We start from the raw sequence: 14993 nt of genomic DNA on the forward strand, positions 1-14993 counted from the left end.
ATCGGCATGCACTAGCCAGGCAAACGTTCCCTATTCGAGTAGTAAGGTAACATGCACAAACCACACCGGGGACGCGGTCGCCGCTGGCTCATGGTTTAAGGTCAATGTTAAGGCTTGTATCCCAGACACCCCGTATAAGTCCTGCCTCCAATATCTTGACGGCCACACTGGCAATTTAGTGGTCCGGTGCACTCCACTAACCCGCAAAGCTACAACACCTGAGGGTCGAGCCAGACAGCTTGCCGGCAGCAAGTATCCCTAATTCACCGGCCCTGTCCCGCTCCCACTGGATGAAAAGCCCTTCCACAAGGCGGGCCGTTCGCGTTATGACTTTAGTTCCCGCTTGGGAGGGGAGCTATGTCACGAGATATTTTCTCGGCACTATTCATGTCCATACCGATGGGCATCGCCACTATCGTGTGCATACTTTTGCAAAAGAGATATGCACTCTCTATCAAAAACGTCGTCCGCATATTTTGCGTGGCCATACTATTTTTGGGCATGCTGGAGATGCATGTTTTGGAAGCGATGGGCTGGAAAGGTTATCCTCCTAACACGACCCATCCCCAAACCAGCGGATGAACGCGGCCTACTCGTCCTTGACGGGTTTGTGATCCTTCGGCGGCGGCGACTTCGCTACCTTCTTAATGGCCGCGTTCAACGGCTCTTCGGAATCGACGGTTTCAATCTTCCGCGCCAGTTCGCGGAACTTCTCTACTTGACTCTTTCCTTTTGGCACTTGAGCCTTCGCTTTGGGCTGCTTCGATTCGGCATTTCCAGAGTTTTTGTGTTGCATAGCGACTCCTTTGAGGGCCGTGCGCTAGGTGAATATTCAAGCTTCACCGACGAAACCGATCTCACCGCACGGTACATGATTATTGGCGGCATCACATGCGGGACGGCGTTCGTTCCCGAGTTATTTTCGATTCTGACGCGATACCAGGAACGCATGCCCTACCGTGGGCGGCTTCAGTGGAAAAACATCACGAGGCACAACTTCACGATCTTCCAAGATCTGATTGACGAGTTCTTTTACCTAAATGGTGAGCATCTTGTCGATTTCCATGCGCTAGTCGTGGACATGTGGAACTTTGACCACATGACCCACAACGAGGGCGATAAGGAAGTCAGCTTCGACAAGATGCTCTTCCAGTCCCTTCTAGCCATCCACAAGCGCTACCCCGGATGCACCAAAATCCGGTGCTTCCACGGCAATCGGGACTCGCCATACTCGATTGGCGCGCTCCGTGGCATGCTCAACGCCAAAGTCTACACCCTACGATACAGGCAGGTTTACCTTCCCTATGCGCATGTCAAAAATCTGGAGGTAAAGCGCAGCCTGCCCATGCAGCTAGCGGACCTCTTGATAGGCGCGCTTGGTGCTCATTGGAATGTCAGAAAAGGCTATGTTCCGGGTTGCCCAAAGGACATGGTAGCGCAGCATTTTAAACGAGAAAGCCCGGTAGGAAGCCTATTGGAAGGCTCACCGCGGTCGATGAAGCATTTCGTAATTTGGCCATTTCAAGGGAGAGGGCCTGCGGGCCTAGGCGATTAGCCCTCCGCTCTTCGCGGCACACCAAACTGGTGAGACTTCGGTCCCGCAGGGTGTCTACAATGTAGACGAATCCGCCTTGAGAATCAACGCTTATAACGCTTCCGAAACGGTTGCCTTTCCACAAGGGCAGGGTCAACTGAACCGGCTTGCGATAATGCTTCTTCTTGGCATCAAGTAGGTTGCCGGTAGGTGAGCCGCTTACCCTTGGCACCCTTCAAGGCAATGAGCGAGCGCACATTGTCATCGATGCCCATGGCAACGCGGTTCGAGTAGCGGAAATCAAATTCCGCCAGATAGCGGTGCAGATGGTGCTCGGCGCAATGCTGATAGACGCCCTTCATGCCGCGCTTGAAGATCGAGAAATAGCCTTCAATCGTGTTGGTGTGGATGTTGCCGCGAACGTATTCGTCCTTGGAATGCGTGACGAATTCGTGCGAGGCGAAATCCTGGCTGGCGCGGCGATAGATGCCGCTTTCGTCGGTCATCAACGCGCTTTCCTTGGCGATGTTGGAGCGAACGATAGGCATGACGTTTCCCATGCGAGCGGTATCAACATGGAAGGAACGGGCTTTGCCGCCGCGCTCGACAAGCGTAACGACCGTGTTCTTGTGAGCGCTGCCGCCGGGCTTAACGGGCATACCAGCGAGACGGCCAATGTAGGTTTCGTCTACCTCAACGGTCTTGCCAGCGCCGCCCATGGGCGTGAAATCATCCGAGCGCATGGCCTCACGGATGCGATGGCAGAGGAACCACGCCGACTTGTAGGTGATTTCCAAAGCGCGGTACAGTTGATGGGCCGAAACGCCCTTCTTGCTGGCGCACATGGCGTGCAGCGCCTGAAGCCAGATGTGCAGCGGGAGCTTGGACTCCTCGAAGATCGTGCCCATGCGAACGGTGAACTGCGAACGGCAAGCGCCGCACTTGTAGAGGCCGTGGCGCTCTAGGCCGTGCGGATGCTTCTTCGACGGCTTCGAGCGAACGCCTACCAGCTTGTAGTGCTTGTCCATCGAGCCGCACTTCGGGCAGACCGGACCCTGCGGCCAAAGCATTCCCTCGACATGCTCAAAGGCGGCGGCTTCGTCGTGGAAGTAGGGGCGGGACAGAACGGACATAGCGATAACTCCTTGGATTCTTTATCGCATTATCCGTTTGGTTTGTCAAATATATAATCGCCCCCATTAGACGGGTTCAAACCGTGAACAAAATCTGGCATGGTGCCTGCCATGCCACTCGTTTCCCCGATTCCCCTCAACCCATTGATCGACGGTCGCCAGTCGGAGCGCGCCATGCTGGTGCGGCGCGGCGTGCAGCGTCTGCTCACTGAAATGGGCGCGCATGTGCTGCCGGAGCTGTCCCTGGCCACCGGGCGCCGCGCCGATCTTGTGGCGCTGACCCGGCAGGGCGACATCTGGATCATCGAGATCAAATCCTCGATCGAGGATTTTCGCGTCGACCGCAAATGGCCGAACTACCGGCTGCATTCCGACCGCTTCTTCTTCGCCACCCATCCCGGCGTGCCGCAGGAGATTTTTCCCGAGGAGTGCGGCTTCATCCTCTCCGACGGCTATGGCGCCGAGATCCTGCGCGATGCGCCCGAGCACCGCATGGCGGCCGCGACGCGCAAGGCGCTGATGCTGCGGATCGCCCGCGCGGGCGCCGCTCGGCTGCTGGCGGCCGAGCTTGCCGGCGTGGCGGTGCCGGCGCTGGATGGAGAGAGCGAGTAGATTTTCGCTCCGGAGCGTGAGCGCGTTGTCGCCGACGTCCCGCATTAGGCCGGGCTCGAGCTGGCCGCTGCCTGATGCCGACAAGAATTTTCGTTCCGCACCGATGATTTCCGCTGATCCCGATTGTCTTCACCAACAGGCGCGTCCGGATGGCCGGCGGCCTGGAAAAGAGGTGAAGTATGAAATCGTTGCAAAATCAGAACGTCGTCGTCGTCGGAGGCAGCCGGGGCGTCGGCCGCTCGATCGTCGAAGCCGCGCTTGGCGAGGGAGCGACCGTGCTGGCCGTAGCCCGTGGCGCCGCCGACCTGAAGCAACTCGCCTGGGAACGCCCTGGCTTGAAGACCCTCAGCATGGACGCGACGGCGGAAGCCGCGCCGCCGGCGGTTTTCGAAACGCTGGCTCCCGATGTGCTGGTGGTCTGCGCGGGCGCGCTCGCCCCTGCCGCGCCGATACAGGAGCAGAGCTGGGAGGTCTTCTCGGCGAACTGGGAGATGGACGTCAAGGCGTCGTTCCTGTTCTGCCGGGAAGCCCTCAAGGGTCGGCTCAAAGCGGGCAGCCGGGTGCTGCTGATCGCCAGCGGCGCCGCCATCAGCGGCGGACCGCCGAATTCCGGTGGCTATGCCGGCGCCAAGCGCATGCAGATATTTTTGGCCGGTCATTGCCAGAAGGAATCCGACCGGCTCGGCCTCGGCCTGCGTTTCATGGCGCTTTCGCCGGCCCGCATCATGCCGGGCACCGGGGTCGGCGATCGCGGCATCGACAGCATCGCCGCCTATATGGGCATCCGCCCAGCCGACTTCCTGGCCAGCTTGAGCGACATGCAGACGCCGGACGATGTCGGACGGGCGGTGGTGCAACTCGCGACGGGCGAGCCGCAGGGCAGTTCCTTCACCGTGAGCGGCAGCGGCCTTGCGGCAGCGGCATGAGGCGCGCAGGATGCCGGCGCAATTCAACTCACCGGGCTTCCCATGACTGACGCTCCCGGCCCTATCGAGCCTTTGGGCCAGCCAGGCCAGCCGGCCCTCGACCGGCTGGCCTTCGAGCGACTGAGCGTCGCCCATCGCCGCGAGCTCAAGCTCCATTGTTACCGCATGATGGGTTCGCTCAACGAGGCGGACGATCTCGTCCAGGAGACGTTCCTCAAAGCCTGGCGCGGGCGGTCGCAATTCGACGGACGCGGCTCGGTGCGCGGATGGCTCTACTCGATCGCCACCAACAGCTGCCTCAATGCCATCAAGGCACGGTCGTCGGCGCGGCGCATTATCGAGCAACCCGAGCGGCCACCCTCCGAAGGAAGAGCGACCGGCGGACCGGCCACCGAGTTTGCTTGGCTGGAGCCATATCCGGACGCGGAACTGCCTGACATTGCTGATGATAAGCCCGGTCCAGAAGCGCGTTACGAGGCCCGCGAGGCCGTGCGGCTCGCCTTCGTCGCGGCGATCCAGCTATTGCCGCCGAGGCAGCGCGCCGTCCTGCTGCTTTGCGATGTGCTCGGATGGTCTTCCATCGACACCGCGCATTTGCTTGGCGGAACCACCGCCTCGATCAACAGCGCCTTGCAGCGAGCCCGCGCGACGCTTGGCGGGCGCTACCCCCAGGGGCGCCCACTGCAGGGATTACTGGCCAGTCCGGACGAAGGCCTGCTGCTCGAACGCTACATGCTGGCCTGGCAAACCGACAATCTAGACGGGCTCGTCGAGCTGCTGCGCGAGGACGCTATCTATCACATGCCGCCATGGCGGGAATGGTACCGCGGACGGTTGGCGATCGGCGCTTTCCTGGGGAGCATCTGGGGCAATTTTGCCGGCTATCGCGCGGTGGCTGTTGCAGCCAACGCCCAGCCGGCAGTGGGCGTTTACGCGCTCGGGCGTCAGGATTTCGTCTGGCGACCCCATTCGCTGCATGTCATTGAACCGGCCGACGGTAAAATCGCCTCGCTGACGATCTATGTCCCGCCGCTCGGTCCCAGTTTGTTTCCGGCCTTTGGCCTGCCGCCGGAGCCCGTCCTGCCTTGATTGAGACGTTCTAGCCCAGATCCTCTTCCGCCCCACCCAGAGCTGGCGCCATGAGCAGCACAGCAGCGCCGAGCAGCGCCGCAACCAGCGATCCGGCGAGTATGCCGACCTTCACCGCGTCCTGAAGCGCCACATCACTGGCGAAGGCGAGGAGGCCGATGAACAGACTCATGGTGAAGCCAATGCCGCATAGAAGCGAGATGCCCAGCATGTGCGGCCAGCCGGCATTGACCGGCAGGTCGGCGAGGCCGAGCCGGATGGCGAGGGCCGAGGAGCCGAAGACGCCGACCAGCTTGCCGAGCACGAGGCCGGCCGCAACACCTAATGTCAGCGGCTCGACCAGCCCGGCGAAGCTCAAACCGCCGAGCGAAACGCCCGCATTGGCGAAACCGAAGATCGGGATGACGATGAAGGGCACGAGCTTGTGCAGGCCGTGCTCCAGCCGGTGCAGCGGCGAATGCTCCAGATCGTAGCCGATGCCGGGCGAGCGTTCGAGCGGAATGGTAAGCGCCAGCGCCACGCCGGCGAGCGTGGCATGCACGCCCGACTTCAGCACCAGCACCCAAAGCACCGCGCCGATCACGAGATAGGGCAACAGGTTCATCACGCGCATGCGGTTGAGCACGACCAGCACGGCGATGGCCACGAAGGCCGCCGCCAGATAAGCGAGCGACAGGCCGCTGGTATAGAACAGCGCAATGATGATGACGGCGCCGAGATCGTCGATGATGGCCAGAGCGGTGAGGAACACTTTCAGCGAGGCCGGCACCCGGCCGCCGAGCAGCGACAGCACGCCGAGCGCAAAGGCGATGTCGGTGGCGGTCGGGATCGCCCATCCGGAGAGTGCTGCCTGATTGTTGCGGTTGATCAAGACATAGACCAGCGCCGGAACCACCATGCCGCCGGCGGCGGCGATGCCTGGCAGCACGCGGCGCGGCCAGGTCGAGAGCTGCCCGTCCAGCATCTCGCGCTTGATCTCCAGCCCGACCAGCAGGAAGAACACCGCCATCAGCCCGTCGTTGATCCAATGTGAGACGCTGAGCGGTCCGAGATAGGCGTGGAGCACCGCAAAGTAAGTATCGGCGAGCGGCGAGTTGGCGACGATCAGCGCCAGCGCCGCTGCCGCCATCAGGATGATGCCGCCGGCCGCCTCGCCGTCGAGGAATTCGCGAAGGATCGATTTCGGCCGTTCGTCGCGCATGGACCCTCCGCGCCCTCAGAGACTGTTTCGAAATTCGCTCTGGCGAGTCATATGGTGGTGGTTTCGAGAACCGGAGCGGAGCGGACATTCAGGTCCGTGAGCACCGGAAGCGCAGAAACCGCCAGCAGATGGCCGCCAGAGTAGAATTTCCAAACAGTCTCTCAGCGCGGCGCGCGCTTGGCTAGTATGCGCTGCAGGGTGCGGCGATGCATGTTGAGCCGGCGCGCGGTCTCGGAGACGTTGCGGTCGCACATTTCGTAGACGCGCTGGATGTGCTCCCAGCGCACGCGGTCGGCCGACATCGGGTTTTCAGGCGGCGCCGCGCGCTCGCCGGCGGTGCGGGTCAGCGCCGCGAAGACATCGTCGGCATCGGCAGGCTTCGACAGGTAGTCGACGGCGCCGAGCTTCACCGCGGTCACCGCGGTGGCGATGTTGCCGTAGCCGGTCAGGATGATGGTGCGGGAATCGTCGCGCTTCTCGCGGATGGCGGCGACCACGTCGAGGCCGTTGCCGTCGCCCAGCCGCATATCGACCACCGCATAGGCCGGCGGATGGGCGCGCGCCTTGGCGACAGCCTCTTCCACGCTCTCCGCCGTCTCGACCGCGAAGCCCCTGGTTTCCATGGCGCGGGCAAGCCGGGTAAGAAAGGGCTTGTCGTCGTCGACGATCAGCAGCGAGGTGTCCTCGCCTTCGACCATTGCACCGTTGGTTTCGTCTGCGCTCATTTCGTCAGCATCCTACTGACTTAAAGCGCGTCGCGTCGAAACGGATTCAGCGAACGCGCCTTAAGTCCTGGCTCGGGGCATGTCGTTTTCCCAAAACCGCTACGCACTTTTGGCCGACATGCCTTACTTTTACGCAGATACAATTCTGCAACAGCAATGTCCAATTTTTACAGCCGGCAACAGAGCTGCCATGCGGTAAATGCAAGGCTCAGGCGTTGTCGAACATGGTCCCGGACAACTGCTCGGGATTGAGGAAGACGCTGCGCGGCCAGGTGATCTGCACCACCGCGCCCTCGCCGAGGCCGCTCGAATTGCGAAAATCGATCGTGGCGCCCGAGCGCTCCAGCAAGGTCTTGGCGATGAAAAGCCCGAGACCGAGACCGCCGCCGGCCTCGGTTCCCTGGCGCGTCGACATATAGGGCTCACCGATGCGGTCGATGATCTCCGGCGGAAAGCCCGGTCCGTCGTCGATGATGGAAAAGGAGACTTCCTCATTGTCCCAGTTCCAGCTAACGGTGACCGTGTTCTTGGCGAAGTCGACGGCGTTCTCGACCAGATTGCCGAGCCCGTAGATGACGCCCGGGCTGCGCTGCCCGACCGGCTCCGGGCCGATGCGCTCGCCGGGGCGCAGCCGGATCGAGATGCCGAAATCGCGATGCGGCGCCGTCACCTCCTCGACCAGCGAGGTCAGCGGCAGGCGCGAAAGATGCGCCTCGCCCTCCGAGGACAGGCTGGTCAGCCGCTTCAGAATCTCGCGGCAGCGCTCGCTTTGCGAGCGCAGCAGCTTCACGTCTTCGCTGAATTTCGGGTCCTCGCCCAGCGCCTTTTCCATTTCCTTGGCGACGACGGTGATGGTGGCCAAAGGCGTGCCGAGCTCATGCGCAGCGGCCGCCGCGAGCCCATCCAGAGCCGAAAGATGCTGCTCGCGCTGCAGCACCAGCTCGGTGGCGGCGAGCGCGTTGGCGAGCAGGCGCGCCTCCGCCGCGACGCGGAAGGCGTATATCGCGGTGAAGGCGATCGAAGCGAACACCGCCATCCACATGCCGGCGACATAGATGAAGGGCATCGGCAGCGGCGCGTCCTCATACCAGGGCAGCGGCAGATGGAAGAACACAAGCAGCGTGGCCGCCACGATGACCAGCGCGCCGAGCACTGCGGTGAGGCGCAGCGGCAGCGACGCGGCGGAGATGACGACCGGTACCGAGAGCAGCACCGAGAACGGATTGGTGAGGCCGCCGGTCATGTAGAGCAGGCCGGCGAGCTGCAGGCTGTCGATGGTCAGGATAACGAAGGCCGAGAGCGGGGTGAGCCGATGCGCCGCCGGATAGCGGAAGGTAAGCCAGAGGTTCATCCAGGCGGAGCAGGCGATGAGCGCGAAGCACATCGAGACCGGCAGCGGGAATTTCAGCCCATAGGCGACGACGAGCACCGCCACGCTCTGGCCGACGATGGCGAGCCAGCGCAGGCGGATCAGCGTGTTGAGCCGCAGCCGCTGGCTCTGCTGGGAATCGGGCGCGCGCAGAATGTTGATCATCGACTTACGATTATAGCCGCAGGAGGGTAAGCGCTAGTAGCGCTGTAAAGGCGCCTTGACTGGTTGGTAGCCGGTGTTTCGGTTCACCATCATGAGCGCTTGGTGATTGGCCGGGGCCCCTCGCGATTTCGTCATCCACGGGCGGAGCGACGCGAAGCGGAGCGCAGACCCGAGGATCCATTCCGTTACCTTGACCATAGAATGCAGCGGAGCAGAATTCTGAACCGTCGCAACGCTTGGAAGTCACGGAATGGATCCTCGGGTCTACGAGCGTCGCTACGCTCCTTGCTCCGCCCGTGGATGACGAAGTGATACGCGTTTACGCCAATCACCAAAGTGGGCGGTCCGCTAACGCTAGCGGCACGCCAAAGCTTCTGGCCAAGCTCATGTCCCGCGCGGCTTGGCGCGGCTGGTGGCGGCGGCAACGAGTGGGTTTTCCGGCCAGACATGCTTGGGATAGCGGCCGCGCATGTCGGTGCGCACATCCGCCCATGAACCGCGCCAGAAGCCGGGCAGATCGCGCGTCGTCTGGATCGGGCGATGCGCCGGCGACAAGAGTTCCAGCGTCAGCGGCACCGTGCCGCTCGCGATCGCCGGATGGCGGTCGAGGCCGAACAGCTCCTGCACGCGGATCGCCAGCACCGGCCATTCGCCGTCATAGCGGATCGGCACGTGGCTGCCCGAAGGCGCGTCGAAATGGGTCGGCGCCAGTGTGTCGACCTTGCGCTGCAAATCGTGCGGGACCAGCGACGCCAGGCCTGCGGACAGCGTGCCGGAGCTGATCGCAGAGAACGACGCAGCACCGGAGAGAAATGGCAGCAGCCAGTCGTCGAGGCGATCGAGCAGCGCCTGATCGGAGACATCCGGCCAGGGCGCGCCGAGGCCGCGGTTGAGCCAGCCAAGCCGTTGCCGCAGCGTCTCGGCCTCCTTGCCCCAGTCGAGCAGCGACAGGCCGTGCTCGCGCAAGGCATCGAGGATGGCGCGGTCGGCATCGGCGCCCGAGGGCGCCGGCAGCATGCGCTCGGCAAGCGTGATGGCGCCGAGCCGCGCGGTCTCGCGCACGCGCACGGTGCGCCGCTCGCGGTCGAAGCTGGTTTCACGCTTCGTCTCGATCCGGTCGGCAAGCGCCGCGCGGATGTCGGCCTCATTGACGGGCGCGGCGGCGGTGATGCGGGCATTCTGCGCCTTGCCTTGCAGGTCGGCGACGACCAGCCAGGTCTCGCCGGCCAGCGGATCGGCGGCGTCGACCATGGCGCCGGAGCCGTTGGCGAGCACGAAGCGGCCGCGCTCGCCACGCGCCCTGGCGACCCGGTCCGGCCAGGCATGGATGAGAAGCGCGCCGGCGCTTTTACCCTCCCCTTTGTGGGGAGGGTCGGCGAGCGAGCCTTGCACCGCAAGGCGAGAGAGACGGGGTGGGGGTAAGGCGCCCGGCCTACCCCCACCCCGCTCCGCTTCGCGGATCGACCCTCCCCACAAGGGGGAGGGTAAAGTGGCCTGCCTGGCCAGGCGCTCGGCAAGCTGCCGGGCTGAATTGGCGCGCGGCGATTTTTCCCCGCGAAAGCGGAGCAATCGGCGTTCGAGGTCAGCGCTGTCACCGCCAAGCCCGCGTTCCGTCAAAAGCACGGCAAGCGTCGCCGCCTCCTGCGCCTGGCCAGCCTTTGCCGCTTCCGCCACCATATGCGCGAGCCGGACCGGCAGCGCCAGCTTGCGCATCGCCGCGCCCGCCTCGGTAAGCCGGCCGGCATCGTCGATGGCGTGGAGCGCGCGCAGCAGTACCCGCGCCTCGTTGAGTGCCGGCGCAGGCGGCGGATCGAGGAAGGCGAGGCTCGATGGATCGGCGACGCCGAAGGCGGCGCAGTCGAGCAGCAGGCCGGAAAGGTCGGCTTCCAGGATTTCCGGTGGCGTGAAGGCGGGAAGTGCCGCCGTCTGCTCGGCACGCCACAGCCGGATGGCGACGCCGGGTTGCGTTCGCCCGGCGCGGCCGGAACGCTGGTCGGCGGAAGCTCTGCTCACGCGCACCGTTTCCAGCCGGGTCAGACCGCTTGCCGGCTCATAGCGCGGCAGCCGCGACAGGCCGGAATCGATGACGACGCGCACGCCGTCGATGGTGATCGAGGTTTCCGCGATCGACGTCGCCAGCACCACCTTGCGGCGGCCGGTTGGCGCCGGCCTGATCGCGGCATCCTGCATCCTGTTGTCGAGCTGGCCGTAGAGCGGGACGATGTCGGTATCGGCGCCGACATTGCCGAGAAGCCGCTCGGCGGTGCGCTCGATCTCGCGCTGTCCAGGCAGGAAGGCGAGCACGCTGCCCTGCTCGGCGGCGAGGGCGGAGCGGATCGCCTTGGCCATCGCGTCCTCGACGGCCATGCCGGCCGGCCGCTCGTCGTAGCGGATGTCGACTTGGAAGGCGCGACCCTCGCTTTCGATGACCGGCGCTTCTGCCAAGAGTTTTGCAACGCGCGCGCCGTCGAGCGTCGCCGACATCACCAGCAGGCGCAGGTCCGGCCGCAACGCCCCTTGCACGTCGAGCGCCAGCGCGAGGCCGAAATCGCCATCGAGGGAACGCTCGTGGAATTCGTCGAAGATCACCGCCGAAACGCCAGGCAGTTCCGGATCGTCGAGGATCATGCGGGACAACACGCCCTCGGTGACGACGAGGATTTTTGTCCGCGCCGAAGTGCGGTTCTCCATGCGCATGGCGTAGCCGACAGTGCCGCCGGGCTCCTCGCCTAGCAGCTCGGCCATGCGCCGCGCAGCGGCGCGCGCGGCCAGCCGGCGCGGCTCGAGCAGCACGATCCGGCCTTCGCCCAACCACAGCGCGTCGAGCAGCGCCAGCGGCACCAGCGTGGTCTTGCCGGCGCCGGGCGGCGCCACGAGCACGGCGCTGTTGCGCCCGGCGAGTGTTTGCCGGAGCGCCGGCAGCACGGCGGATACTGGAAGCTCCGGCAAAAGTCCTGTCTTCATGGCGCCCGCATATCAGCCGTCGCAGTCGCTGCGCAACGTGTGAGACAGGCGACCGGTCAAAGCCTTGTCCGCGAAAACGGGTTCCAGCGTACGGTGCCGAGCTTCACCTCTTCCCGCACCATCGTCAGCAGGCCGGAGCCGCCGACCACCGCCAGACCGACCGATGACAGCCAATCTGGATATTCCCTGAAGAACAGCGCGCCGAGGACAACCGCCCAGACGATCTGCGAATAATGCGTCGGCGCGATCCGGTTGGCAGGCGCGTATTTGATGGCAAGCAGCTGCAGCAATTGTCCGCCGGCGGTGAAGACGCCGGCCAGTATCAGCCAAACCAGTTGCACGAGATTGGGGAGCGAGAACGACGTCGCGGCCGCGCCGACCCCGTTGAACAGCACGCCATAGCCGACCAGCGCGCCGAGCATCGTGGTGCGCTTTTCCTGCTGGGCGAGCGAGCGCATCAGGATGACGCTGGTTGCCGCGAGGAAGGCGTTCGCGAAGGCGGCGAGATGGCCGAGATGCAATTCGCGAAAGCCCGGCCGCACCACCAGCATCACGCCGGCAAAGCCGGCGACGACGGCAAGCCACCGCCAGGGTCCAACGCGTTCCTTCAGGATGACGGTCGAGAGGATGGTGACCAGCAGCGGCGCCAGGAAGATCAGCGCATAGACTTCGGCCAGCGGGATGGTGGTGAACGCATAGACGCTGAGCACGCCCGACGCGATGCCGGCCCAGGCGCGGGCCTGCACGGCCCATGGCCGTTTGGTGCGCCAGAAGTCGCGCCAGCGCTCGTCCTTCGGACGGGTGAAGTACAGGAAACAGCCGGCAAATAAGGTTACGAAGAAGCCGATCTCGAAGACCGTGAACTGCCCGCCGAGGCTCTTGATGACGGCATCGCTGCATGAATAGCTTGCGTAAGCGATCAGGGCGAGCAGAATTCCGTTCGGCACGTTTCGATTTCCGGTAGAGAGAAGTGAAGGTACTGGCGCTGGGGGCCCATCCCGACGATATCGAGATTTTCATGTTCGGTACGCTGGCCGCCTGTGCGGCGCTAGGCGCAGAGCTCGCTTTTGCGATAGCCACGGACGGCGCCAAGGGCGGCAAGGTCGATCCGGCGGCACTTGTCAAAGCGCGGCGCGAGGAAGCGACCGAAGCGGCCGGCCTGCTCGGCGTCACGCCGCGCTTCCTCGACTTCCCCGACGGAGCGCTGGTCGCGGACGCCGCGCTCATCGGCGCGCTGAAGGCGCTGATCAGCGAGGTGCAACCCGATCTCGCGATCACCCATGCGCCCAACGACTATCACGGCGACCACCGCGCGCTGTCGGATGCGTTGCGCATCGCGGCGTCCTTCGCGGTGCCGGTGCTGCATGCCGACACGCTCGGCGGCACCGGTTTTTCGCCGACGCATTACGTCGACATCTCCGCCCATGCAGATCTCAAAGCGAAAGCGATCCGCTCGCACCGTTCACAGGATCCCGAGCGCTTCGTCGACGGCGCGCGAACGCTGAACGCGTTCCGGGCCCGGCAATGCAACGGCGCACCCGGCGCGCTGGCCGAGGCCTTCCGCTTCGAGCCTGTCTTCCCTTTCGCCGACATACGCGAACTGCTGCCGCCCGCGCCGCCGATGCGGCCGGTGACGGTGAGCACGAAGACCGTCAGCTAAGCCGGCTGACGAGCAACCGGCCGATCGGCCGGCGACTATTTCCCAACGATTTCAACTGCCCCTTTCGTGATGCTGCGGCGCAGCAACGAATTCGCTTGCGTTGTTTAGTAAAAAGAGCATCACTAAACAAATTACTAAACATCGGCAGCGCACCGCGCTTCGTGTTTAGGCTCTCGGAGGAGCGAGGGTTGAGGGCTTTTGAAACCGTCATCCGGACGCGTTTCGCAAAATGGGAGGTAAGGCATGAAATCGACCTGGAAACTGGCGTTGGGACTGGCCTCGGCGATCACCGCATCGACCGCCGTCTCGAATGCCGCGCATGCGGAAGACCTGACGCTTTGCTGGGCGGCCTGGGATCCGGCCAACGCGCTCGTGGAACTGTCCAAGGACTTCACCAAGGAAACCGGCATCGGCATGAAGTTCGAATTCGTGCCGTGGACCAACTATGCCGACCGCTTCCTCAACGAGCTCAACTCGCATGGCAAGCTCTGCGACCTGATCATCGGCGACAGCCAGTGGATCGGCGGCGCCGCCGAGAACGGCCACTACGTCAAGCTGAACGACTTCTTCGACAAGGAGAAGATCAGCATGGACGACTTCGTGCCGGCGACGGTGGTCGGCTATTCGGAATGGCCGAAGAACACGCCCAACTACTGGGCGCTGCCGGCCATGGGCGATGTCGTCGGCTGGACCTATCGCAAGGACTGGTTCTCTCGGCCCGAACTGCAGAAGGAGTTCAAGGAAAAATACGGCTGGGAGCTTGGGCCGCCCAAGACTTATGACCAGCTGATGCAGATCGCCGAATTCTTCCAGAAGCGGCAGATCGACGGCAAGACGGTCTATGGTGCCTCGATCTACACCGAGCGCGGGTCGGAAGGCATCACGATGGGCGTCACAAACGTCCTCTATGACTATGGTTTCGACTACCAGAATCCGAAAAAAGCCTACGACATGCAGGGCTTCGTCAATTCGCCGGACGCGGTCAAGGGCCTCGAATTCTACAAGAAGCTGTACGATTGCTGCACGCCTCCCGGGTCGTCGAATGTCTACATGGGCGAATCGGCCGACGCCTTCAAATCGGGTCAGGTCGCATTGCATATGAACTTCGCCTTCACTTGGCCCGGCCTCTACAAGGACGAGAAAGTGGGCGGCGACAAGATCGGTTTCTTCGCCAATCCTGCCGGCCCGAAGGGCCATTTCGCCCAGCTCGGCGGCCAGGGCATCTCCGTGGTCTCCTATTCGGACAAGCAGGAATCGGCGCTGAAATACATCAAATGGTTCGCCAACAAGGACGTGCAGGCCAAATGGTGGTCGCTCGGCGGTTACTCCTGCCTCAATGCGGTGGTGAACGACCCCAAGTTCCCGGCCAGCCAGCCCTACGCTTCGACCTTCCTGGAATCGATGGCTATCGTGAAGGATTTCTGGGCCGAGCCAAGCTACGCCACGCTCTTGCAGGCGATGCAGAAGCGCGTTCATGACTATGTCGTGGCCGACAAGGGAACCGCGCAGGAAGCGCTCGACAATCTGGTCAAGGACTGGACGCAGACCTTCCAGGACGATGGCAAGATGTAAGGCTCCTCCCGAGCTTGATCGAGGCGTCCTGTGCCGCCCTTGG

The 14993-nt window shown here is 63.6% G+C and carries 13 protein-coding genes; 6 read left to right on the top strand and 7 right to left on the bottom strand.

Translation table 11 applies throughout. The features are described 5' to 3' along the window. Nucleotides 1-589: 589 nt before the first annotated feature. On the bottom strand, nt 590-796 hold the full coding sequence (locus RFN30_RS25635; protein ID WP_320264857.1) for a hypothetical protein: 207 nt from the start codon (nt 794-796) through the stop codon (nt 590-592). Between RFN30_RS25635 and RFN30_RS25640 the strand changes: the two genes are divergently transcribed. Beyond that, nucleotides 791-1555, top strand: coding sequence for a hypothetical protein (locus RFN30_RS25640; protein WP_320264858.1), 765 nt, complete (start codon nt 791-793; stop codon nt 1553-1555). The genes RFN30_RS25635 and RFN30_RS25640 overlap by 6 nt on opposite strands. Nucleotides 1556-1725: 170 nt before the next feature. Here the strand turns inward: RFN30_RS25640 and RFN30_RS25645 are convergent, their stop codons facing one another. Further along, on the bottom strand, nt 1726-2667 hold the full coding sequence (locus RFN30_RS25645) for an IS1595 family transposase (RefSeq protein WP_320264859.1): 942 nt from the start codon (nt 2665-2667) through the stop codon (nt 1726-1728). Between the two features lie 111 nt (nt 2668-2778). Here RFN30_RS25645 and RFN30_RS25650 point away from each other — a divergent pair, with 111 nt between their 5' ends. The 3 genes from RFN30_RS25650 to RFN30_RS25660 all read left to right on the top strand — a co-directional run bounded on the left by RFN30_RS25650 (nt 2779) and on the right by RFN30_RS25660 (nt 5294). After that, nucleotides 2779-3279 (top strand): MmcB family DNA repair protein, encoded by a 501-nt coding sequence (locus RFN30_RS25650; RefSeq protein WP_320264860.1) that lies wholly within the window; start codon nt 2779-2781, stop codon nt 3277-3279. A gap of 179 nt (nt 3280-3458) precedes the next feature. After that, nucleotides 3459-4205 (top strand): SDR family NAD(P)-dependent oxidoreductase, encoded by a 747-nt coding sequence (locus RFN30_RS25655; RefSeq protein WP_320264861.1) that lies wholly within the window; start codon nt 3459-3461, stop codon nt 4203-4205. A gap of 42 nt (nt 4206-4247) precedes the next feature. After that, on the top strand, nt 4248-5294 hold the full coding sequence (locus RFN30_RS25660; RefSeq protein WP_320264862.1) for an RNA polymerase subunit sigma-70: 1047 nt from the start codon (nt 4248-4250) through the stop codon (nt 5292-5294). Between the two features lie 10 nt (nt 5295-5304). On the opposite strand, the gene nhaA is transcribed toward RFN30_RS25660, so the two are convergent. The 5 genes from nhaA to RFN30_RS25685 form a co-directional block, all read right to left on the bottom strand. After that, nucleotides 5305-6495: a Na+/H+ antiporter NhaA gene (gene nhaA / locus RFN30_RS25665; RefSeq protein WP_320264863.1), complete on the bottom strand. Its 1191-nt coding sequence runs from the start codon at nt 6493-6495 to the stop codon at nt 5305-5307. 161 nt (nt 6496-6656) lie between these two features. Beyond that, nucleotides 6657-7220, bottom strand: coding sequence for an ActR/PrrA/RegA family redox response regulator transcription factor (locus RFN30_RS25670; protein ID WP_320264864.1), 564 nt, complete (start codon nt 7218-7220; stop codon nt 6657-6659). Between the two features lie 208 nt (nt 7221-7428). Next, the gene (locus RFN30_RS25675) at nt 7429-8754 is read right to left on the bottom strand and encodes an ActS/PrrB/RegB family redox-sensitive histidine kinase (protein WP_320264865.1); all 1326 of its coding nucleotides are present in this window, start codon (nt 8752-8754) and stop codon (nt 7429-7431) included. Between the two features lie 384 nt (nt 8755-9138). Continuing rightward, on the bottom strand, nt 9139-11718 hold the full coding sequence (gene hrpB, locus RFN30_RS25680; RefSeq protein ID WP_320264866.1) for an ATP-dependent helicase HrpB: 2580 nt from the start codon (nt 11716-11718) through the stop codon (nt 9139-9141). A gap of 56 nt (nt 11719-11774) precedes the next feature. Further along, nucleotides 11775-12665: a DMT family transporter gene (locus tag RFN30_RS25685; RefSeq protein WP_320264867.1), complete on the bottom strand. Its 891-nt coding sequence runs from the start codon at nt 12663-12665 to the stop codon at nt 11775-11777. A 23-nt stretch (nt 12666-12688) separates the two neighbouring features. Between RFN30_RS25685 and RFN30_RS25690 the strand changes: the two genes are divergently transcribed. Both RFN30_RS25690 and RFN30_RS25695 read left to right on the top strand, forming a co-directional pair. Further along, nucleotides 12689-13378, top strand: coding sequence for a PIG-L deacetylase family protein (locus tag RFN30_RS25690; RefSeq protein WP_320264868.1), 690 nt, complete (start codon nt 12689-12691; stop codon nt 13376-13378). 243 nt (nt 13379-13621) lie between these two features. Then, entirely contained in the window at nt 13622-14950 is a 1329-nt protein-coding gene (locus RFN30_RS25695) for an ABC transporter substrate-binding protein (protein ID WP_320264869.1), read from the top strand. The last annotated feature ends 43 nt before the right edge of the window (nt 14951-14993 follow it).

It is taken from the genome of Mesorhizobium dulcispinae (assembly GCF_033977345.1).
In the GTDB taxonomy this organism is placed as follows: Bacteria; Pseudomonadota; Alphaproteobacteria; order Rhizobiales; family Rhizobiaceae; genus Mesorhizobium; species Mesorhizobium dulcispinae.

Excerpts from the sequence above, each read along its gene's own strand:
- RFN30_RS25635 (WP_320264857.1), bottom strand. The coding sequence starts at position 796 with ATGCAACACAAAAACTCTGGAAATGCCGAATCGAAGCAGCCCAAAGCG.
- RFN30_RS25645 (WP_320264859.1), bottom strand. The coding sequence starts at position 2,667 with ATGTCCGTTCTGTCCCGCCCCTACTTCCACGACGAAGCCGCCGCCTTT.
- RFN30_RS25650 (WP_320264860.1), top strand. The coding sequence starts at position 2,779 with ATGCCACTCGTTTCCCCGATTCCCCTCAACCCATTGATCGACGGTCGC.
- RFN30_RS25655 (WP_320264861.1), top strand. The coding sequence starts at position 3,459 with ATGAAATCGTTGCAAAATCAGAACGTCGTCGTCGTCGGAGGCAGCCGG.
- RFN30_RS25660 (WP_320264862.1), top strand. The coding sequence starts at position 4,248 with ATGACTGACGCTCCCGGCCCTATCGAGCCTTTGGGCCAGCCAGGCCAG.
- nhaA (WP_320264863.1), bottom strand. The coding sequence starts at position 6,495 with ATGCGCGACGAACGGCCGAAATCGATCCTTCGCGAATTCCTCGACGGC.
- RFN30_RS25670 (WP_320264864.1), bottom strand. The coding sequence starts at position 7,220 with ATGAGCGCAGACGAAACCAACGGTGCAATGGTCGAAGGCGAGGACACC.
- RFN30_RS25675 (WP_320264865.1), bottom strand. The coding sequence starts at position 8,754 with ATGATCAACATTCTGCGCGCGCCCGATTCCCAGCAGAGCCAGCGGCTG.
- hrpB (WP_320264866.1), bottom strand. The coding sequence starts at position 11,718 with ATGAAGACAGGACTTTTGCCGGAGCTTCCAGTATCCGCCGTGCTGCCG.
- RFN30_RS25695 (WP_320264869.1), top strand. The coding sequence starts at position 13,622 with ATGAAATCGACCTGGAAACTGGCGTTGGGACTGGCCTCGGCGATCACC.